This window comes from Bradyrhizobium cenepequi (assembly GCF_020329485.1).
In the GTDB taxonomy this organism is placed as follows: Bacteria; Pseudomonadota; Alphaproteobacteria; order Rhizobiales; family Xanthobacteraceae; genus Bradyrhizobium; species Bradyrhizobium cenepequi.
Genome location: NZ_JAGKJI010000027.1, coordinates 1 through 20,229, shown reverse-complemented (window position 1 = coordinate 20,229; position 20,229 = coordinate 1). Strand labels below are relative to the sequence as shown.

16 protein-coding genes and 2 pseudogenes are annotated in these 20,229 nt (G+C 59.3%); 6 read left to right on the top strand and 12 right to left on the bottom strand.

Features of this window, described 5'->3' with window-relative positions; translation table 11 throughout:
• The first annotated feature begins 162 nt into the window (after positions 1-162).
• Positions 163-501 carry a hypothetical protein gene (locus J6497_RS25160; protein ID WP_225706975.1) on the top strand — a complete coding sequence of 113 codons (339 nt, stop codon included), beginning with the start codon at positions 163-165 and terminating at the stop codon, positions 499-501.
• A gap of 25 nt (positions 502-526) precedes the next feature.
• Here J6497_RS25160 and J6497_RS25155 read toward each other — a convergent pair whose 3' ends face one another.
• The 4 genes from J6497_RS25155 to J6497_RS25140 form a co-directional block, all read right to left on the bottom strand.
• Positions 527-2,170, bottom strand: a complete 1,644-nt coding sequence (locus tag J6497_RS25155) for a DNA primase family protein (RefSeq protein ID WP_225706974.1) — start codon at positions 2,168-2,170, stop codon at positions 527-529.
• Positions 2,167-2,649, bottom strand: coding sequence for a hypothetical protein (locus J6497_RS25150; protein WP_225706973.1), 483 nt, complete (start codon positions 2,647-2,649; stop codon positions 2,167-2,169). Before J6497_RS25150 ends, J6497_RS25155 begins: the two co-directional genes overlap by 4 nt.
• Before the next feature lie 131 nt (positions 2,650-2,780).
• Positions 2,781-2,999, bottom strand: coding sequence for a helix-turn-helix transcriptional regulator (locus J6497_RS25145; RefSeq protein WP_225706972.1), 219 nt, complete (start codon positions 2,997-2,999; stop codon positions 2,781-2,783).
• 477 nt (positions 3,000-3,476) lie between these two features.
• A complete protein-coding gene (locus J6497_RS25140; protein ID WP_225706971.1) occupies positions 3,477-3,803 on the bottom strand; it encodes a zincin-like metallopeptidase domain-containing protein in 327 nt (108 codons plus the stop codon).
• A 297-nt stretch (positions 3,804-4,100) separates the two neighbouring features.
• Between J6497_RS25140 and J6497_RS25135 the strand changes: the two genes are divergently transcribed.
• Complete coding sequence (locus J6497_RS25135) at positions 4,101-4,634, top strand: ParB N-terminal domain-containing protein (RefSeq protein WP_225706970.1); 534 nt, start codon at positions 4,101-4,103, stop codon at positions 4,632-4,634.
• A gap of 362 nt (positions 4,635-4,996) precedes the next feature.
• On the opposite strand, the gene J6497_RS25130 is transcribed toward J6497_RS25135, so the two are convergent.
• The 4 genes and pseudogenes from J6497_RS25130 to J6497_RS25115 all read right to left on the bottom strand — a co-directional run.
• On the bottom strand, positions 4,997-5,365 hold the full coding sequence (locus J6497_RS25130; RefSeq protein ID WP_225707054.1) for a hypothetical protein: 369 nt from the start codon (positions 5,363-5,365) through the stop codon (positions 4,997-4,999).
• A 1,246-nt stretch (positions 5,366-6,611) separates the two neighbouring features.
• A complete protein-coding gene (locus J6497_RS25125) occupies positions 6,612-6,821 on the bottom strand; it encodes a cold-shock protein (protein WP_225706969.1) in 210 nt (69 codons plus the stop codon).
• A 1,376-nt stretch (positions 6,822-8,197) separates the two neighbouring features.
• Positions 8,198-8,647 carry a hypothetical protein gene (locus tag J6497_RS25120; protein WP_225706968.1) on the bottom strand — a complete coding sequence of 150 codons (450 nt, stop codon included), beginning with the start codon at positions 8,645-8,647 and terminating at the stop codon, positions 8,198-8,200.
• Between the two features lie 636 nt (positions 8,648-9,283).
• Positions 9,284-9,592 (bottom strand): annotated as a pseudogene (locus tag J6497_RS25115) (IS110 family transposase); the annotation flags it as partial.
• Positions 9,593-10,007: 415 nt separating this feature from the next.
• On the opposite strand from J6497_RS25115, the gene J6497_RS25110 reads away from it, so the two are divergent.
• From J6497_RS25110 to J6497_RS25100, 3 genes are read left to right on the top strand one after another with little or no spacing between them, the layout of a single operon-like run.
• Positions 10,008-10,253, top strand: coding sequence for a hypothetical protein (locus J6497_RS25110; RefSeq protein WP_225706967.1), 246 nt, complete (start codon positions 10,008-10,010; stop codon positions 10,251-10,253).
• Positions 10,254-10,274: 21 nt separating this feature from the next.
• Positions 10,275-11,462 (top strand): cyclophane-forming radical SAM/SPASM peptide maturase GrrM/OscB, encoded by a 1,188-nt coding sequence (gene grrM, locus J6497_RS25105; RefSeq protein WP_225706966.1) that lies wholly within the window; start codon positions 10,275-10,277, stop codon positions 11,460-11,462.
• Positions 11,463-11,477: 15 nt separating this feature from the next.
• The gene (locus J6497_RS25100) at positions 11,478-13,466 is read left to right on the top strand and encodes an antitoxin Xre/MbcA/ParS toxin-binding domain-containing protein (protein WP_225706965.1); all 1,989 of its coding nucleotides are present in this window, start codon (positions 11,478-11,480) and stop codon (positions 13,464-13,466) included.
• A gap of 655 nt (positions 13,467-14,121) precedes the next feature.
• Here J6497_RS25100 and J6497_RS25095 read toward each other — a convergent pair.
• From J6497_RS25095 to J6497_RS25080, 4 genes and pseudogenes are all read right to left on the bottom strand, one after another.
• Positions 14,122-16,662 (bottom strand): DNA topoisomerase, encoded by a 2,541-nt coding sequence (locus J6497_RS25095; RefSeq protein ID WP_225706964.1) that lies wholly within the window; start codon positions 16,660-16,662, stop codon positions 14,122-14,124.
• Between the two features lie 59 nt (positions 16,663-16,721).
• A complete protein-coding gene (gene groL, locus J6497_RS25090) occupies positions 16,722-18,374 on the bottom strand; it encodes a chaperonin GroEL (protein WP_225706963.1) in 1,653 nt (550 codons plus the stop codon).
• Positions 18,375-18,415: 41 nt separating this feature from the next.
• A pseudogene (locus J6497_RS25085) lies at positions 18,416-18,729 on the bottom strand (co-chaperone GroES).
• A gap of 466 nt (positions 18,730-19,195) precedes the next feature.
• The gene (locus tag J6497_RS25080) at positions 19,196-19,513 is read right to left on the bottom strand and encodes a hypothetical protein (RefSeq protein ID WP_225706962.1); all 318 of its coding nucleotides are present in this window, start codon (positions 19,511-19,513) and stop codon (positions 19,196-19,198) included.
• A gap of 404 nt (positions 19,514-19,917) precedes the next feature.
• On the opposite strand from J6497_RS25080, the gene J6497_RS25075 reads away from it, so the two are divergent.
• Positions 19,918-20,205, top strand: a complete 288-nt coding sequence (locus J6497_RS25075) for a transposase (RefSeq protein WP_225706961.1) — start codon at positions 19,918-19,920, stop codon at positions 20,203-20,205.
• Positions 20,206-20,229: the final 24 nt, after the last annotated feature.

The following is a 20,229-nucleotide window of genomic DNA, read 5'->3' as shown; positions in this document are numbered from 1 at the left end:
CGCGTCACACCGCATTGTAGTCCCCTAGAGAATATGCCTCTGTATATATCGCCCTACATTCTTCCTTTTTCTCGCGCGTGTATGTAAAGAAAGTCGCGTCTCACTGCGGCTCAAAGTCTCGAACAACGAGGCCGCCAACCTTTCTTGGGAAGAAGAAGAACAATGGCCGATCTCAATTACGTGTTGGAAAAGTTTTCGACTGCCATCTATTCGCTCGCGGGCAATGGCCCGATGCAGGAGCGCTTGCACTCGGCTTACCTGAGCTTTCATCCGGTACGAATTTCTGATTTCGACGACGATCCGGAGATGCAGGCTGACTATCGCGAAATCATGGACCGACTTACGGCCCGCGCCGAAGGACACCCGGGGGAAGGCAAGGTGCCATCTACTCTGCGACAAATGAGCGATGACGAGGCCAATCAGATCGCCGATCTCATTATTGATTTTTGTTTTTCGGTGGCGAGAGCTCGCATCGAACAAGCTCGTAACTCACGAAACTAGGCCACTGCCCATTTATGCTCGTCGTTCACCAATCATGAACCGATGGCGGCGGGCCTTCACTGAGCAGCCTAATACCCTCGTAGTATCGGACTTGCGAGCCATCCACGCGGGGGCGCGCAATCCGCAATCCTGGAACCGCCGCCCGCAGATCGCGACCGAAGCTCTGCACTGTGCCGGCTTCCCGTCGTCCGTTCGCCTCGCACCAATCCCGCCATGCGACGAACATGTCATTGGCAACGGCCTGTAAGCCGGGCGAGACCACGCAGCGCGCCTTGATGAATGCAGAGATGGGCGAACCCAACTCTTCCAATTCCTCGAACGCGTCGCGCGCGCTATCCGGATGCAGGAAGTAGCCACGCTTCCGCAGCCGCAGATATCCTTCCCGCGCCCAATTCAGAATGCCCGGCAGATCAGCCATGAGCCGATTGCCGAGCCCGCGATCTTCCTGCCCGTAGAACGACCGCGTCATTGTAAGCACAACAAACCGGCTCGCTAGCGCGCCCGAGGCGTCGGAGGGACGCGGCAACTCATTAGACATTACGACAAATCGAACGCCCAACCTGCCAGTCCATGCGGACTGAAACTTTCGGTCTACCGTGATGCTGTCCTCACCTGAGATTGACAGCAGACGCTCGGCGATAGCCGACTGATCGACTTTCCCGCTCAAGCGAGCGTCGCCGACAATTGCAACGGATTTGCCGATCAAGGGGGCTAGACCGAAATTCATTGCGAGGCTGGCGAGCGTCGGCGCGGTAACGCTGTCCTGGCCCAGCAGGGCCGTCAGCACGCGAGCAATAGTTCCTTTGCCGGAACGCTTAGGACCGATGATGAGGGGGATCTTCTGATGGGAAGTATCAGCCGACAGCAAGTAGCCGAAGATGTCTTGCAACGTCTCAACAGACTGCGGATCGTCCGGCCAAATCATATCGAGGAAATGGAGCCATTCCCTCGGTTCGGGCGCACGAGGATCGAACGTCACGTCAGACGCGTTCATGCAGAAGAACGCGGGCGATGGCTTTGCAAGTCGCCCGCTCGGGAGGTGCAGCAGCCCGTTGCGCACAGGCAATAGCTCATGAGGCGGCAGCTTCCCTTGCACGTCACCTAGCCATGCCGGGGCTTCAACATGACCGGGCAGGTTGCAGACAGCCTTGAAGGCGGCGGCGACGTTTTCGACCTCACCCCGATTCGGCTGGAAATCGATCTTCTCGCCTTCCTTGCCGTAGCGTTTCGCGCCGTCGAGATACTGCCAAATGTTCGCCTGGACGCTATCGCTGTCGGCATCGCGGTAGCAGGAACCATTCCAGCGCCAGAAGGTCCCGCGATAGTGGTGTATGGAGGGCAGGCTGTCAGCCGTGAACCTGTCAGCGAGCAGCGCACGCGCAGAGGGCATTGGATCACGCGGATCGAGAATAGGGGCCTCACCGTCGGCACCGAGTTGCCGTCTAAACTCCACCGCATTAACGTCGTTGACCCGCGTTGGCTGCGCGGCCTGCGGGCCAGGACCGGCAGAGGCAGCAGCGTGCTTCTCGGCCGCCTTCTCCGCTGCGACCGGCGCGGCCTTGCCCGCTCCGAAGTCGATCCGCCCGTCAGCCTCATAGGCGGACACCGGCGGGAGGTCGTTCGTCCAGTCAGGGGCGGCAGGCGGGAGATCAGTCACGGCGCGCCTCATATGTCGTCGCCCGGCTGCGGCGCGCCACCGCGCGCGTCGCGGACCTCGCCCTCGTCGCGGTTCACGATCTCGCCGAGCTTGCGCCAGGCTGTGACGCCGTAGATGTCCTCCAATCGTTGCACCCATGCCGCCAGGCGCAGCGCGAAACCGACCGCCGCGTTCAGCCCGTCGCCAGCAGAGCCGCCGCCGCAGGTCGGTTTTTTCGGCCTGATCCCTGGATCGCCAAGAGGCCGGACGTCGGCCGCCATGCTGCCGGAAAACTCCGCGATCGAGGTGACGAGGCGATCGATCGCCTCGTCTGCCCTGACGAGATACGAGTATCGAACGATCATCTCCGCGCGATGCGCCTCGGAAAGCGAGAAGTTCCGATAGAGATGATCTAAGCGCTTCGCGATGGCCTCGATCTCGGGGTGGTCAAGCGGCGCGCGCCACTCGGCCCCAGAGACTGTGCGCGGAAACTTCGGGGTGAATTCAGACATGTGCCCTCGTGTGGTTGCACGAGCGGCGTCGATGATCTAAATTGCAACTGCTACGGTGCAATTTCTAATTCGCGACCCGCCCGGCGTTCTCAGGAATGTCGGGCGTTTTCGTGGCCGGCATGCCGGATCGGTCAGGCGGCGACGTGGCGCGCAGCGGCGGCATTCTCGATCACGCCGTAGATTTCGGATCGCGGCCACCGGCTGAGCCTACCCAGCTTGATTGGCTTCGGCACAACGCCACCGCGGACCCAGCGCCAGAAGGTCGGCATCGACACGCCCGAAATCTCGGCGCTTTCCTTCTCGTTCAAAAGCGGATCGGTGGCGAACCGGCTGTTATTCTCTGCAACCATCGAATTAACTCCTGCGGCTTCGATGGATGTCCAGTTATCTCGCTAATGGTTGTCGGATAAAATAGGGGCGTCAAATTTTAACCTGGCACCATCTAACCTTCTGAAACATCATTGAAAATTCGGAGAAGGCTTCGCTCGGTCGGTTCGCCACGAGCGGCGTTGCAACCGCTTTGCAACCTAAACTGTTCCTCGCTAGGCGAGCCGCGGTGGTGGAATTGTGTTGCGTCCCGCGAGTTCCGTGGTGCCTGACGAGGCCATCGCATTCCGGTACGCAGCGTACCCATTAGGAAACGGGCCAACTGCTGCACCGGCTGGAGCGAACCCGCGCCGACGTGGCCACCAGAACCAGCCAGCACCTCGCCAACCGAACGTCTCAAGCGATCGGTCAGCAAAGAACACCTCAATGGTGGCGCCAGTCAGTGGGTGGATGTCGAAGAACGCCTTAAGGGCGCGCTCGCGATGGGACGCGGCGGCGCCTCACGCAGCGACGTCCGCCGGTTCGGTCAGCGCGATGTGACGCAAGTAGTCCGCCGCCTTTGACGCTTGGCTGCATGCCGCAAAGAACGCGCGACTATCGGCTTTCAAGAGACCAATCCAATTTTGGATATAGCCGGCGTGTCGCAGATCGCCGTCGATCGAGAACTCGGCACAAAGAGGAGATGATCCTGGCCGTACGAGTCTTGGATCGAAGATATCGCTTCCTGCAATCGTGAAAGTTCGCGTTCCATGCGGGCAATAGCTTCGGCCGTCATGCCCTTCAACCGTCTGTGGCGTGATCAGCTGGGCCTGGGGAGTGCCGGCCAATATGGCTGACGCATCGCTGACCGAAAAATTGTTTGCATTGACAAGGAGTTCGGCGGCCTCGATCTGACGCAGGGGCTCATCTTGCGAAGAACATCAAAAACAGCCAATCGTCCGCCCCAAAATGGAGTGGTCGGAACGAGTGCTACCGGCGTCCGTCGCGGTAAGCTAGCGGAAGGAGTATATGACCTTCCTGGCAGGCTCGAAGAGATTGCCTTGGCGCTAGAGCGCTTCATCCCTAAAATCCTCCGACCGGCGCCGGGTGGTTTGGATGGGCTCAGTCACTACGGAGTACAAGCTATGCCCAAACCGGAAAGCTTCCCAATCGACAAGATTTACGTTCCCGTGAAGAGAAAAAAAGCTCTCAAGCCTGAACTCGTTCAAGAAATCGCGGAAAGTATTCTGGAAATCGGGCGACAAGCTCCCATTGTCGTTCGGCCCGACGAAGACCGCTTCGTTCTCGTCGAGGGACTGCACCGGTTGGAAGCCTGCAAGGCTCTTGGCGAAAAAACAATCGTCGGGTTGGTCTCGGCCGAGCTTGCTCACCAAAAGACGCTTTTACCCCACAGCGCTGAAGCAGAAGCCGAGCGCGACAAGATGGCGCGCTTGAAAAAACTGCGTCTCGAAAAAGAGGCTGCCGAGAAACTAGCCCTTGCTTCAAAGGCAGTCATCGAGACGGGCTCAGCGGAGCTTCTGCGAAAAAGCCCAGAGAAAGGTAACCAGAACAATCTCAAAGCAATGCCGAACCAATTAAATCGCACGACTTCAGCATCAACACCAAAGACCTTATCGGAATGGCTCACGCAACAGAAGCGCGATGGTGGTCGTTACTGATTGCCGACTCGGCCACGGCCTCTTCCTCTAGAAGATAACCAAGTTCATAGCTTTCCCCGGGGCGTCGTTCCACTCAGCTGAAGAGCACAAATCTCGCCGGCGCGGCCTCCCGACCGGGCTCGTCGAGCGAACTTAGGGTTCGAAACCTAATGACAGTGCCGACGGTCGGACGGGCAGCCGCTGCGCCACAGGCTACGCAGAAAGAGACGATGCACTGTTAGGTCTCAGTTGGTGACCTCTTCCGTTTCGGTTGGCGTAGAAATTCTCATTCGAAGCCGCACATCTCACGCGAATGCGCGGCCGCTCGCGATCCTCACGAACAGTTGTGCCACACCGCGATCGAAGGCGGCTCCGAATTGCCTCTAGTCGGAGACGCCCCGCTCATCTATTAGCCAGCCGTGGACAACCTGCCATTTGTCGGCGGAGCCCGACCGAAAGTCCAGCAGCGTGGGGAAGCGCTTGGCTTTGAGCTCGAGAAAGAACTTTCGCGCGTCGCGCGCGGTCGCCTTTCCCTCAAGAGGCTGCGTCTTTGTCCAGAGGTCCCACTCGCGAACAATCGCGTGCTTCGTTTGTCCCGCCGGGAGATCTCGCGGCGTCACCTGGCGGACTTTCTTGGAACGAACTTTTCTTGAAGGCTGGACGGGCACTCCGGAGTCCCGTGCCAGCCGTTCCGATTTGAGCCGCTCGCGATTTTCGTGGAACGCTTTTTCGGCTTTGGCATAATCGGTCATAGTGTTCTTCGGCTCTTCCGCTCGGAATGCGTTGCGGGCCTTGCGCTCGGCTGCGGTCGTTTCTCGACGTTCGACGGTTCGATGTCTCATCTTGATATCCTCGCGCGTGGGCGGGCAGCCCCTCGCAGTAAAATCGCACTATCGGTGCCAAACGTTCCGGCTGAACGCCAGTTCCTAGCGATGAGTCCGCCGTCCCATGGAGCCGCTGCGAAATAATCACTGCAGAAACTGTGCGGCGCTGCTCAAGGAACGTGTTCTCGTTGTCCCACCGTTCAATCCGCGTCGCTCGCGGCCAGGCGCTTGGCGTTGTCGCCTGCCTGCGAAATTGCCGAGCCATCTTCATGGAGCGGCACTTTCCTTGCGCCAGGGGGCGAGGGAGTTAAGCCGGCCAAGGGGTACTCGCGGCCCGGACCGCGGGCCGTTGCCTCAACCCTGCGTTCTCAGTGCAGCCACACGAGAAGCGCTCCACCGAAGACAACTGGCAAGACGCCGATCATCATTGTGCCCCAAAACAAAGGATCCTTGAAAATATCTAGATTGCGATGCATGTGCGGCTCCATTCATTCTGGGGATTGGGGAGCCCAACCGGCGTTCTCATCACCGAAGACTCCCGGAAGCCGCGTGGTGACGGGTCGGGGGTGCGCCTTTATCCCGTGCAATACAAGCGCAATTCCCCGTGAAGTGACAAAAGATACAATGCACTGCTCGCGTTGAGCGGGTTTGCCCGTCGATTATGGTTGAGGTGGCTATCTAGCCACAAATCGATCGACGCACTATTCGGAAACAGAGAGCTAGCTTTTCACGATAGCTCCCTGTCTGCGGTGAACGCCCGCCCGCCAACCCATATCTCTGTTCAAGTACCTTTCCGTTTTGGATGCTCGCAGAGGCGCGTTCCACAACCTAATATCCCCTTGCGTTGAAACTTGACGCCGAAACAGCAGCAAACATGAGAGGCGGTGACCAGAGGTCGGTAACTGGGCGGAGCCGATCGCAGACGCGGAAATTTGCCCTTAGACGAAATCATCATGCTGTTTATCGACGTCGATCTTCGACATATCAAAAAGTCCCAATGGCTTCTTGTCGGGCGTATGCAAAGGATGGCCCAAAGGCTGGCTCAAATCGTTCGGCGGGCACCCTCAGTGCTCGAAAAAAGAACCCCGCTGCTGGCACACCAAACGGCGGGGTTCTCTACCAGAAGCTTTGCCGGTACATCCGTGGTCAAAGCGTTGGCGGCGAGCGCGGAAGTTTATTCAGCGCGGAGATTTTCCGCAGCAGATTTGCCGGTCCGGCGGTCTGCGACGACCTCGAAGGAAACCTTCTGCCCTTCATTGAGAGTGCTCATGCCTGCACGTTCAACCGCGCTGATATGAACGAAGACATCCTGGCCGCCCTGATCCGGCTGAATAAAGCCGAAACCCTTTTGGTTGTTGAACCACTTCACTGTTCCCGTCGCCATGGGAGATCGTCCTTCGATTGTGTGTATTTGAGACCGCGCCAAACGCGATCGGTTAACTCGAGATCTGGGAGAGGGTCGTCAGTCAGGCGCGCTGTTCGCGGCGAGGCCAAGTCGTTCGGCCGAAAACTCGAATGTTCAGGGCATAGTTACATTGCGGTCGCACCGCAAGGGAATGTTTCCGGCCTTGGCGCAATCGCGCTTAGGGCCCATGTGTCATTTCATCGCTTCTGCGGCGCGGTTTACGCTCTACCGAGCACGTAGGCCCCTCTCACGAGATGGCCAGCTTTGAGCGCGATGTCCGTGGAGGGACCCTCAAGAGCTGGAACACGGGTTGGGTCCGCTCTAACGGTTGATCCTTGGCCCAATCGGGTTACGAGAAGGCTCGCAATCGGAACGGGGCGAGTTGGAACACGGGATTCGCGTTCGGTCAGCGTAAGCCTTGCACCAGCGCGGAACTTCGCGCTTTCCCTTGGCTTGCTTTTAGGCCAAACTTATGTTCGCACATGTCGATAAGGACTAAATCACAAAAACGCACTCGCCCATCCACTGTTCAAGATCCCATGATGGGGTTTCGGGCGCCGCCGTTGTTGCGAGCCTCTATCGTAAAGTGGGCGGAGAACCAGCCTGACAGACCGACGTTCCCAGAAGCCGTCCGGCGCCTGGTCGAGCTAGGACTGACGGTGAAGACGGAGCGCCGTTCCGGGAACCAAGGGCAGAAACAGCGCGCCCGCACAATGGCCGGTGAAACGATCGACGAGATGGCCGATGCCACAGCCAATCAGCACGCTCGGGCCAGCCGCAAGCGACGCCTCCTCAAAGGACCGGAAGAGTTTCAGGATGTGCAAGTGGATCGGCCCAGAAGGAAGACATGAGTCATGAACGCCATTCACTGGCTGGTCGAATTGGGGCTGAAATCCGAGAAGTCACCGATGAGGCCGCTAACGAGAATGACACGCGGCCTTCGACAGCATCGCTCGTTAACAAGATCACCTGGGCACAGGCCGGGAGAGTAACCGAGCCGGGCCGCTATATATCAGGCTTGCATGGCCTACATAACGGCGGACGATCTCGGCGTCCGGCGGCATTAGGTCAATCATACTGCCTCGCCTGTGACCTCGCGCATGCGTCCAACGAAGCTAGGTGCGGCCTCGCTGAAGCCTCGATAGTGTGCCTTTCTCAGCACGGTCTACACTAGAGCAGCCGCAAATCTTACGGGAAGACATATGTCACATGCCTACAAGCCGAATGAAGACGTTCACCACCAGCCCCAAGGACCACAGGGTCGTGCCGCGACTGACCAGTCGATGATTTACACCATCGTTCGGCGTATGCCCGTTGAGGCAGACGGGCGGATTAGATACCGCATCAAGAGTAAGTCAGAGAATATTGAGCGAGTAGTTACGGAAGATCAGCTTTCCTATCCTCAATGATTTCCTTAGTGATGTAGGACTCCGGTTATGCTGAATGATCGCGAAAATATCCTGAACGCGCTCCGTGAGAAGCCGCTCAAAGTCTACGAAGTCATGAAACGTGCTAATGTCGTGAATGAGGAAACTTGCCAATCGCTTCTGTTGAAAATGCGAGAGGAAGGCTTGGTCAAGTTCGATATCCATAAGGGGCGCTGGCTCATCGGATGATTCGCAAATTGCGCCCGTCCAGCACTGATCGCAGAAGATCCGCTGCGCGCTTAAGGACACGTTTCCGAATTGGCGTTGCCTCGGCGGAGACCTCAACCGGCCCGCAGGTTTCATGTGATTGATCTGCATCCTCTCCGGCCGCACCCACTTGTAAGCCGTGATTTCCTGCTTCTCGGTGAGCTTGATCATGTGTGGGGCGCATACCCTCACTCTGCCCCTTTTTGCTGCAGGCGGCTTTATCGCAAGTCCGGTACATCCTGGCTCTCACGAGTCTTCTAGATTTCAGAACAACAGTCCAGGTAACATGTTGCCGTCGGCTTTTCAGCGGAGAATGCCTTCCCGCGAGATCCTCTCCCCCGGGGCGACAGCACCCGAGATGAAGCATTGGAGCAAGTTTCTTTCTAGATTCTCTCCCTCCAGCGAGGGTAGCAGCCTTTCTAAACGTCACTTAACGCCTCGGCCATCTTCGCCAGCACGCGTTTACTAATACTCGCGCCGGATCGCGATAGTTGCTGCGCGGTTTCAATAGCTCTTCGACCTCCGCGGTCCTCGAACGGCAACATCAAGCCGCCACGGCTGTTTGGGGCGCCCGGCCGAACGTCAAGACCCCTTTCCAATCGGGGGCGTCGTCGGGGTACTCAATGTCCGCTCCGCTCAGAAAGTGACCGAATTGCTGCGTTACCGCGAATGAGGCGATGGGGCATGTGTGGACGGCCCCGGGTTGGCAAGGGTTTTCCTCACGCCTGCGGCGGTGGTCGGAGCAGCCATGTATTCGGCCTGTTAACGCGGTTCATATGACCGCTCGCCATAATGCCCTCCGCGGATCTTGGTCGGCACGAACCGCATGTTTGGACTCGTGACCGCCTCGCAAATCGCCTCCGCTTGACGTAGGGCTTCACGTAAGCGGGCGGCATCAACCGCACCGTATGTCCCAGCTCTTGCAGCTCGCGGGACCAATGATGTGATGAGGCGCAGGCTCGATCCCTACCGGGCAGGGGAGCAGCTTCTGGAAAAATGACAGCACGTGCGGCGCCTCGACTGCCGGCGCATGACCACTTGCCCGGCTGCATCAACGCCATGCACTTGAAAAACAGACTTGGCTATAGCGAGACCGATTGTCGAAATCGATTGCACTGCTAGCTCCTCCGAATCGTGGGAGCCTCAAACGGCGCCTACTCCTTGGCACTCTTGCGCCCGTGGAGAGCCGTCCACAGCATCAAGAGCCGACATCACTATGCGTCCGAAGAAATAGATTCCATCGACCAGGGAGGCCATGCGATCGCGCCCGGAGCGCCTGAGCCCGCCACAACTCGCGAAGCAAGAACGTCGCTGGATTGAGGCCGCCTCATAGTTCGAGCTCCGCGTGCGCCGCCATACCGCCGATATCACGGCCCTTGACTGCAATTTCACCGGTATGCAGACCAGCGCGAAGCGGCAAGCCGATCTGCTTTTAAATCCCATCGAAGTATGAAGTGGATCACACGGGACGACATTGACGAGTGATACCATCCCGCGGGAGGCAATTGATGATGCAACGCGGGAGTGAGCTATGTCCAATGACCTCTATCCTGGATCACCCTTGTGCAAAGGAACCGTTGTTGCCTCTTTAGTCGCAGCGGTCACTTGCGCTTTGGCAAGCGATGCACTTGCAAGCCGACTACCAGCTGATTCACGTGCTGGCGAGCAAGAATTATCGGCACGTGTTGCTGCAATCGTCGAGCGTGTCCGTCTTGTCGATCCGGCGCTCGTGCGCGACCTGCCGCCGGAAAAGAAGATCGCGCAATGGCGGAACTAACGGTGTTGGGGGTAACCCACCATGGGCGCAGTTACGAGCGTTAGTGTTGATACCGCGGCGTCGCGCTTGAGACTTCTTGTTCTTCAGCCGACCCCCTTCTGCAACATCGATTGCTCGTACTGCTATCTCTCCAGTCGTAAATCAGCTGCGACGATGAGTCTTGAGACGTTGGACTCCGCTTGCCGGTGTGTGTTCGAGAGTCCGCTGCTGGACCGGCAGCTGGAGGTGGCGTGGCATGGCGGTGAACCTCTTACAGTTCCACTGTCTTGGTATGAAAAAGCAATGGCGCTTGTAGCGGAGCGGTGCCCAGACACTCTGCAACTGAAGCACCGCTTTCAGACCAACGGACTGCTTCTGGACGATGGTTGGGTGCGGTTCTTTGCCCGAACAGGAGCGACGATCGGGCTCAGTATCGACGGTCCGGCACACCTCCACGACGCCAGCCGGCGCACACGCAGCGGGCATGGAACACATAAGCAGGTGATGCGTGCGGTACGTCTGCTGCAGGATAAGGGCCTCGCATTTCACGTGATCACGGTACTGACGGAGCGTGCGCTCGATGATCCTGATGGGCTCTTTGACTTCTATGTCCAGAACGGGATCAAGGAAGTTGGATTCAACATAGAGGAGATCGAGGGGGCACATTCGCAATCGTCACTTGCGAGCGCTGACGTCGAGACGCGGTTCAGAGGATTCATCAAACGCCTATTCGAACTCGCTTGGAATGCGCCTGGCCTTCTTGCAGTGCGCGAATTCGAAAGCACCGTCGGGTTGCTGCTGTCGAACGAACCCGCCAAAGATGAGCAGAATCTTGCCTTCGCCATCCTCAGTGTGAGTCACGATGGCACGTTTTCGACGTTTTCACCGGAACTCCTGGGGGCACATCATCCACGATTCGGAGCGTTTGCATTGGGTCACGTCAGGGAGCACAGGCTATCCGATCTTAAGTGCGCACCTTTGTTCCAAGCCATCGACAACGAAATCCGCCGGGGGGTGGAGGCGTGCGAACGCAGCTGCCCCTACTTCCGTTGGTGCGGCGGCGGAGCGCCAGCGAATAAGCTGTTCGAGACCGGACGATTCGACACCACCCAGACAATGCATTGTCGGCTGACGCGCCAAGTAATGCTCGACGAAGTGATAGAGGGTATCCAGACCCGTATAGGACGGCGGGAGATCGCACACGACCTTTGCTTTACCGAAGCCCCTTAAACAGAGGTGAGTGCCATGACCAACGAGCAAGTATTCAACCTCATCGGCCAATACTGGAGCGCCTTGGTCGGATTCCTGATTGTGGCTGCGTATGCTCGGCAACGGTTTAACGAGCCTACGTTTCCAAACCGGGAGGCCTTGCCGCAGACCGTCGCACCGCTTCGCTATCTCTTCCTCCCGTCGGCCTATGAAAGGGCGCGTCGGATTTACGTCATCGCGTCTCTGCTGCTGTATGGCCTGCTGCTGTTGCCCGGGCGGCAAGTCATCGAAATTTTCGGCATCGATGCCAAGAAATTTCCACCTCAAGCCTGGGCATTGCTCGTTGCGCTACTTCTCGTAGGTTTGCTTCCCACGACGAGTATCAAGTGGATCACCATGATCGAGGAACAGCTTCGGCGGTATGTCCATGAATGGTTTCTTGTTCCGGACGGCGTGAAGAAGATGATCGCAGTTCTTGAGGACGCGCCTTACGAGCCTCCCGCAAGTCAGTTGGAGGCCGTTCCGGACGCGCAACGAGAAGGGCTTCAAGCTGATCTGAAACTCGGAAGGGGCTCGCTGCGGTATCGCTGGGCACGCGCCACAATGCTGATGGCTTCCTTAAATCAGATGGGCGCCGGCACCGTGCACCCGCTTCGGAAAGCGGCCTTCGAGCCGTTCGCGGAGGATTTTGACGCGATCGATGCTCGGCACAAGATATTGGCACAGGACATCGCGAACCTCACCAAATCGGTCACCCCGGAAAAAGAGGAAGCCCTCAAGCGATCGATCAACATTCTGCTCCGGCGAATCTACGCTTACATTAGCTGGGGTGTCCGACAACAGGCCGACAGTGACCGCGCGATCGCCCAGACCCTGGAAGCGCTCGGTTTTTCGATCTCGGTCGTCGAAGGTCGCCGGCTGTTCGACATTGTGGCTCCAGCGGCCCTTGTCATCGCAGGGATAATCATGGCTTTCTGGCTTGCCCATGATGCCATTCGCGGACGATGGGATTCCGACGAGCTTCTTCTCGCATGGAGCTCCGCAACGGCAGCAGGCGCCATGTATGGGCTGGCCGCGTTTATCGCACTCAAGCAACGGGGGGTTCAGATCGAGCAGAGGGTTTGGGACGCATCGCCAAAATGTCTTGTTAAAATCGCCATCAGGGCTGGTCTTGTAACATGGCTTGCCATCGTTATCTCGACACTGATTTGGCAATTCGGCGATGCCTTAAGGTCACTCGCTGCAATTGTTCAAATGGACTGGACGGCCGTCCTTCCGCAAAAGGCGAACCAAACAGACATTGCGGCATGGAGCTTTTTACCGGTCAAGATCTTGACCGCTTCGTTCTGGTTCCTTGCCGGCGCGGCGGCGAGCGCCATTCTGGCCCGCCGTATGAAGGGCGACGTGCGCCGAACTCACACGTCGGACCGGGTGCGCGATGCCCTCTGGTTGGGAATCGGCTTGGGACTAGCGGTGGCGTTGGCTCAGCTCATGCAGAGTGCACTTGACGTAAAACTGGCTCATCTAATGCAGAGTGGGCTTGCCGAAAAACTGGGAGAAGTGAATCAGGCTCAGCTGATGCAGAGTGAGCTTCTCGGAAAACTCGGTGAAGTAGTCGCTATCGCCTTCGTCGGGCTTGTGTGTGGGGCCGTCATCGGGATCATGGTGCCATACGCCTGTAGGGGAAACTTGGTGACACCTCCCGACCCAAACATAGCACGCGAGCTTCGGAATTTGCTGGGCGAGGCTGAGACCGCCCTTGGCGACCGGGACCGTGCCGAGAATTGGGTGTTCAGCCCACACAACGGGTTGCATCAGATCACCCCGGCCGAAGCGATCCAATACGAAGGATACGCGAATTTGGTGCGGACGCTCCTGAACAGCGACGCCGCGCATGAACGCGAAGGGACTTGGCCCGACCGCAGCAGTCGGCCGATACCAATCGCAATCGATGGAGAGGTGGCGCCGATAGTTCCGGGGCCTGGATCCGCCGGGGTTAAAGCGACTGCTGGGCATAGACGTTAGTACGGACAAGGACCTCACCGACAATTATTTGCCCTGACACTTGACGCCGGGGACAGAAGCCGGCCCATCAAAATGTGGTTCTGGCCCTTGCATCTCGGTACGGCAGCTAGCTAATGACCGCTTCGGGTCATTTTCGACCGATTCAGTCGGCTTCGGCCGCCGTTTCACATCCGCTTTGCCCGAAAAGCGGACGTGAGCCATGAACTCGATGAACCACGTCCAACCGGCCAATGCTTGCCGACCAAGCTGCGCGGCCTACGACGGGACCGCCGTGTCCTCAACGGCATGTTTTGGGTGGGCTGTGTACAGTGCAGTTCGAAGTGGCGCGAATAGCCGCGCGTGAAGTCACGGACACGCACCGCAACCCAGCCCAGTCATCACCTTTGCAAGCTCTCGGTATGTACCTGCCCGAGCTCGCCCTGCGGGACTTCCAGGATATCCAACAGTCTGGGTGCTGATGCGCTCCACGCCATCGAAGTCTACTCTGTCTCGCATCTTCTCTCATAGCAGGGAGAGCGTTCCACCTTTTCACCCTTTAAAACGCGGCGCGCACCTAGACTCGCTGGGTACCGAACTACGCGTTGAGATTCCTGTAAACGCGGCGTGCCGATCGCTCTCCAACGCAGGCTGGCATTAGGGGGCTGGCTGCCTATCGTTATAGCCATCCGCGTTCGCCGAATGCAGCAAGATCAACGCCCGGCGGGGCATACCATCCGCCGGAGCGATAGCGGGCCCCAAGCTTCAGCGCGATGTCCTTGTTGCCATAAGGAATCCGCAGTGGCGTGCCGGGTGCGGAATTTGCCTGAGCAGTCGTCGATGCCGCGGCAGCAGCCGTAGCTTTGCGCTTCCGAGGAGGTTTCTTCGGAGCTGTCGATGGGCGAGCAGCCGATCGTGCGGGCTTGTACGCGGTCTTACGACTGGGCTTGCGCCGCTTCGTGTCACGGTTTGAGTCAATCCAGGCTGACATGGCGGCCGAGTTAGCCTTGGCCTCGTTAGGAATCATGACACCTTTCCGATGCGCAATTTTCTTCGCATACAACAACTGGGCCGGACTGACAGGCTTGTGCTCTCCAGGCGTTTCGGCAGTTGCTGTCTTGGGCGCGTGTTCACTAAGAAATCTGCGACAGATCGATATCGACGTCTTGTAGCCGGGCGGGGGCTTGCTGCCCTTCTGCCGGATGATGCTGTCGGCAAAACGCTTCATCGCAGGCTTAGGCGGATATGCTGCGGCGCCGTTGCCGACTGCAACACCCAACGAGGGCAGCCCTCCGGTTGTAGCGCCCTCCTTCAGCTTGCCGATGATGCGTTGAGCTACATCGCACACGGCGTCGATCGCACCGACCATCTCCTGCTTGCCGACAACGACATCGTCGAGTAAGCATTCCAATTGCGCTGTTACGCCGGGGTCGACCAGCGCAGGATCAGCTTGTTTGAGAACGCCGAATAGCGAGAGGCCGGTCTCGGTCGGCAGGATGTGCTTCCCCTGGGTCATCAGAAAGCTCTGCTTCTTGAGCCCACCGATGATCTCGGCTCGGGTCGCCGGCGTGCCGATACCCTTGGCTTCCTTCAGGCGCTCCCGAAGAACTTCGTCGTCGACGAAGCGCCAGGCATTTTGCATCGCATCGATGAGAGTGCCCTCGTTGTAACGCGGCGGCGGCCGGGTCTCCTTGTCTTCAATTTGTGGATCCTGCAGTTGTGCGGTCTCACCGTTGTGCAGCGCCGGAAGCAATTGCGCCTCGCCTTTTTCGTCGCCGGGCTGCCAGTGCGGGAATGCTGCGCGCCAGCCGAGATCGATGGGCTGGCGACCGGAAGCGCGGAATTCGAAGCCGCGCACGTCGAGAGTTGCGGTTGTCTGCCGGTAACGAAAATCGGGCATTAGCGCAGCCAGATAGGCCCGCGCGATGACGTCGAACAGTTTCTTCTCGTCGGATGACAGGCGAGGCCAGACCTCGCGCAGCTGGTCGATCGTGTTGACGTTGGGAATGACGGCGTGATGGCTCGCGCCCTCCAGTCCCTTATCGTAGAAACTGCCGCTTGCACCTTTGCGGATTATCGGCGGCTCGGGCAGGGGGATTGCGCTGAACGATTGGCCCACCTGCAGTCCGGCCACGATCGTCGGAACGTCCGATATCAAGCTCTGCGGCAGGTAGCGCACCTCGGCGCGCGGATAGGTGATGATCTTCTTGCCCTGGCCGTCATAGAGTTCCTGCGCCACCTCGAGCGTCTTGCTGGCCGGCCAGCCGAAGCGCGAGCCGCATAGTTTGTGCAGCGACGGCAAATCGTGCAGCTTGGGCGGCCCCTGCCGCTTGTCTTCGACGCGCACGGCAAGCGCGCCCGCGAAGCCCTGAGCCGCATTGACGACATCCTGCGCCACCTCGCGCCGGACAATCCGTTCCTGCGGCGCGTGGCGTATCTGGAATTGCCCTCCGACAACCTTCGCGGTCGCAACAACCTCAAAATAGGCGAGCGGCACGAAGTTACGGATTTCCAGTTCGCGCTTGCAGACAATCGCCAAGGTCGGCGTCTTCACGCGTCCAACCCCGATCACGCTCCGAGCACCTTGACCCAGGATGACGGTCGCGGTGCGCGTGAGCGACAGGTTGTAGATCTGGTCAGCCTGCCGGCGCGCGACGGCGGCGGCGTAAAGCCTGGCGTATTCGGCATTGGGTTTTGCCCGGTCGAACGCGTCGCGGATGGTCTGCGCGTCCTGCGCGGTGAACAGCACCCGGAGCACCCGACCGCGGTAGTTATAATGCTCGAGAATTTCCTGACCGATCAGCTGGCCTTCGCGGTCGCAGTCGGTGGCGAGCCAAACCTGTTGGGCGGTGCGCAGGGCCTCTCGGATGGCTTTGAGCTTGGCAGCTTTATTGCCGCCCTCTGCCGGGCGAGTACCGTAAAGACCGTCTGGCCGCAGCAGGATCGGCGACCAGCGTTTCCATTCCGGCACGACATCTTCCGGTTCGAGCAGGTCAAACAGATGGCCCTCGGCCGGGAGAACGTCTCCGTAGCGAGACCCCAACGGCAGCGCGGACGTCTTTCGCCTGGCTGGATTTTTCCGTGATGACGATTTGACCAGCCATGCCAGCCCTTCCGGTCGAAATCGAATCGGTGGCGCCCGACTGGAACATAAAGAGAACGTGGCGAGTTCACAACCGGGCTTTTGATGGAGCGCAGGCTTGATCGTTTGAGCAGCCAAGCAAAAGACCCGGCATCCCTGCCGGGTCTTTGTGATTGTTGGAGCTCCGAATCTTCGACTTAGTAGTCCATGCCGCCCATGCCACCCATACCGCCGCCACCGGGAGGCATACCGGCGCCGCCTTGATTTTTCTTCGGTACTTCGGCCACCATGGCTTCGGTGGTGATCAAGAGAGCCGCAACCGAGGCTGCATTCTGCATCGCCACGCGAACGACCTTGGTCGGGTCGATAATGCCCGCCGAGATCAGATTGACATATTCGCCGGTCTGCGAGTCGAAGCCGTAGTTGTACTGATCCTTCTCGAGGATCTTGCCGACGATGACGGAACCGTCCTCGCCGGCGTTGATCGCGATCTGGCGAGCGGGAGCCGACAGCGCCTTGCGCACGATCTCGACGCCGGTCTTCTGGTCGTCGTTCTTGGTGCGAATGCCCTTGAGGTGCCCGGAGGCACGGAGCAGCGCGACGCCGCCGCCCGGGACGATGCCTTCCTCGACGGCTGCACGGGTCGCATGCATCGCATCATCAACGCGATCCTTGCGCTCCTTGACCTCGACTTCGGTCGCGCCGCCGACGCGGATCACCGCGACGCCGCCCGCGAGCTTGGCGAGACGCTCCTGCAGCTTCTCACGGTCGTAGTCCGAGGTGGTTTCCTCGATCTGCGCCTTGATCTGGGCCACGCGCGCCTCGATGTCGGCCTTCTTGCCGGCGCCGTTGACGATCGTGGTGCTCTCCTTGTCGATGATCACCTTCTTGGCGCGGCCGAGCATCTGCAGCGTGACGTTCTCGAGCTTGATGCCGAGATCTTCCGAGATGGCCTGGCCACCGGTCAGGATCGCGATGTCCTGCAGCATGGCCTTGCGGCGATCGCCGAAGCCCGGAGCCTTGACGGCCGCGACCTTCAGGCCACCACGCAGGCGGTTGACGACGAGGGTGGCAAGCGCTTCGCCTTCGACGTCTTCCGCGATGATGACCAGCGGCTTGCCGGTCTGCACCACGGCCTCGAGCAGCGGCAGCAGCTCGTTCAGCGAGGACAGCTTCTTTTCGTTGATCAGGACGTAGGCGTTTTCCATCTCGACGCGCATCTTGTCGGCGTTGGTGACGAAGTAGGGCGAGATGTAGCCGCGGTCGAACTGCATGCCCTCGACGACCTCGAGTTCGGTCTCGAGCGACTTGGCTTCCTCGACCGTGATGACGCCCTCGTTACCGACCTTCTTCATGGCGTCGGCGATGAACTTGCCGATCTCGGCGTCGCCATTGGCGGAGATGGTGCCGACCTGGGCGATCTCCTCATTCGAGGTAACCTTCTTGGAATTCTTGACGAGGTCGGCGACCACGGCTTCCACCGCGAGGTCGATACCGCGCTTCAGATCCATCGGGTTCATGCCGGCGGCGACCGACTTGGCGCCTTCCTTCACGATCGCTGCCGCCAGCACGGTCGCGGTGGTGGTGCCGTCGCCGGCCGCGTCAGCGGACTTGGAGGCGACTTCGCGCACCATCTGCGCGCCCATGTTCTCGAACTTGTCCTCGAGCTCAATCTCCTTGGCGACAGTGACGCCGTCCTTGGTGATGCGGGGGGCCCCGAACGACTTGTCGAGCACGACGTTGCGGCCCTTGGGACCGAGGGTGACCTTCACTGCGTTGTTGAGGATGTCGACGCCGCGCAGCATCTTGTCGCGCGCCTCGACGGAGAATTTGACTTCTTTGGCTGCCATATGAGTTTTTCCTGGATAATGGATGCTGGGGGGAAGGGCGCTTAGGCGGCCTTCTTCTTGGTGGCGGCATCCTCGAGGACGCCCATGATGTCGCTTTCCTTCATGATCAGCAGGTCCTGCCCGTCGATCTTGACCTCGGTGCCTGACCACTTGCCGAACAGCACGCGGTCGCCGACCTTGACGTCGATCGGAATCAGCTTGCCGGATTCGTCGCGGCCGCCCGGGCCGACGGCGATGACTTCGCCCTGGGAGGGCTTTTCTTTGGCAGTGTCGGGAATGATGATGCGCCAGCGGTCTTCTCTTCGGCATCGATGCGTTTGACCACGACGCGGTCGTGAAGCGGACGGAATTTCATGGGGGTCCTCCTAAGTTTCTGAAAATGCTTGTATTTCTGGATTGGCAGTCGGGAATAGCGAGTGCTATTCACCCCGCAAATAAGCCCCCTTGGCCGGCTCGCAAGACCCTGCCAAAACGATATTCGGCTCGCTGACGCCGAGGCCCTCACTCAATTGACGACGGTTTTGAAAGGCGCTCGGCTCGTGTCATAGCGCGATTGGACGGGTCGGGCACCGTAACGATGTCGCCAGGGGCCTACAGCGAGACTCCGAAAGACACGTGCAACTCGCTGCGGCTCGCTGCCGCTCGCAGCACCACGATATGCTGTGCGATTTTCCGCGCGGGGTGACGACGTGCCGATCAGGAATTTAACGCGGACATTGCTTCATCGTTGCGGAAGCAGGGCATTCCACCTTTGCACCTGCTTGAAACAGCAGCTCGATGCGAGCGAGTACGCTTGAGGGCTGATTGGTGCGGACTGATTGTTAGCAGACGGGGTGCGCGCGCCGTGCATCCCTGCAATAGCCTCTGATCTGCTCCTTGTAGCCGCCGCGCGTGAGGTCGCGGACCCGCACAGCCGTCCAGCCGAGCTCGGCCATCAACTTCGCTAGATGCCGATAAGTGCCCGCCGTCCGGCTTCGCTGAGGCACTTCAAGCACGTCCAAGAGGGTCTGGGTGGTCACACGTTCCAGTCCGTCGAAGTCGACTTTGCCGCGCACTCGCCCCAAGCGCAGCCGCCAGGGGTCGGAGGGCTGCGCAGGAGCTTCGGCCTCGGCGGCATGCAGTTTTTGTAAGAACGACACTTTGATCCCCCTTTCACGGTTGTCACGCCGCGCCAGCGCGGCGCGCGACGTGGCGAAGCGGTGCGCTCCACAGCGTTTCCGCGCCTAAACCGACTAGGCGGCGCGGAGGAAAACGCCGCCGCAGTACCGGGTCGCTGAGGATAAAATCGGGTGTCTCTGGCCGTGCCATAACTCCGCAAGCAAAATCCTCGAAGGACGGGTGCCTTTTCACATCGTACTCGAGAGCCTCAAGTGAACGAGCGTACAAAGCCAGAATGTGCAGGATACCGCCGGATTTTAGGACCTCACGTTCATTGTAAGAAACGGGAAGCGGCTGTGCGTCAGGGGGTGAAGTGGACCCCGGATTTTGGACCGGCGGCTTAGGTGGTGCGGATGCCGTTCCGTTTTGATAAACGGAGCGGACCATGAAGAAGACAAGACGGAAAATCGATGCGGCGCTGAAGGCAAAGATCGCCTTGGAGGCGCTGCGAGAACAATCAACGGTGGCGGATCTGGCGCAGCGCTACCAGGTGCATGTGAACCAGATTTATGCCTGGAAGAAGCAGCTTCAGGATCAAGCGGTTCGGGCGTTCGACGCGGGCGCTGGTTGGGATGGCGAGGCGGCCCACGAACTGGAGGTCGAGAAGCTCCACGCCAAGATCGGACAATTGACGGTCGAGCGAGATTTCTTAGCCAGGAGGTCCGGAAGATGAGCGCGCCGGATCGCCGAGGATTGC

What these genes read in the sequence shown, in the direction of transcription:
- J6497_RS25130 (WP_225707054.1), bottom strand. Translation starts at nt 5,365, where the DNA reads ATGACCGATTATGCCAAAGCCGAAAAAGCGTTCCACGAAAATCGCGAG.
- J6497_RS25135 (WP_225706970.1), top strand. Translation starts at nt 4,101, where the DNA reads ATGCCCAAACCGGAAAGCTTCCCAATCGACAAGATTTACGTTCCCGTG.
- J6497_RS25145 (WP_225706972.1), bottom strand. Translation starts at nt 2,999, where the DNA reads ATGGTTGCAGAGAATAACAGCCGGTTCGCCACCGATCCGCTTTTGAAC.
- J6497_RS25155 (WP_225706974.1), bottom strand. Translation starts at nt 2,170, where the DNA reads ATGAGGCGCGCCGTGACTGATCTCCCGCCTGCCGCCCCTGACTGGACG.
- J6497_RS25150 (WP_225706973.1), bottom strand. Translation starts at nt 2,649, where the DNA reads ATGTCTGAATTCACCCCGAAGTTTCCGCGCACAGTCTCTGGGGCCGAG.
- groL (WP_225706963.1), bottom strand. Translation starts at nt 18,374, where the DNA reads ATGGCAGCCAAAGAAGTCAAATTCTCCGTCGAGGCGCGCGACAAGATG.
- J6497_RS25120 (WP_225706968.1), bottom strand. Translation starts at nt 8,647, where the DNA reads ATGATCAAGCTCACCGAGAAGCAGGAAATCACGGCTTACAAGTGGGTG.
- J6497_RS25100 (WP_225706965.1), top strand. Translation starts at nt 11,478, where the DNA reads ATGACCAACGAGCAAGTATTCAACCTCATCGGCCAATACTGGAGCGCC.
- J6497_RS25110 (WP_225706967.1), top strand. Translation starts at nt 10,008, where the DNA reads ATGTCCAATGACCTCTATCCTGGATCACCCTTGTGCAAAGGAACCGTT.
- J6497_RS25125 (WP_225706969.1), bottom strand. Translation starts at nt 6,821, where the DNA reads ATGGCGACGGGAACAGTGAAGTGGTTCAACAACCAAAAGGGTTTCGGC.
- J6497_RS25160 (WP_225706975.1), top strand. Translation starts at nt 163, where the DNA reads ATGGCCGATCTCAATTACGTGTTGGAAAAGTTTTCGACTGCCATCTAT.
- grrM (WP_225706966.1), top strand. Translation starts at nt 10,275, where the DNA reads ATGGGCGCAGTTACGAGCGTTAGTGTTGATACCGCGGCGTCGCGCTTG.
- J6497_RS25075 (WP_225706961.1), top strand. Translation starts at nt 19,918, where the DNA reads ATGAAGAAGACAAGACGGAAAATCGATGCGGCGCTGAAGGCAAAGATC.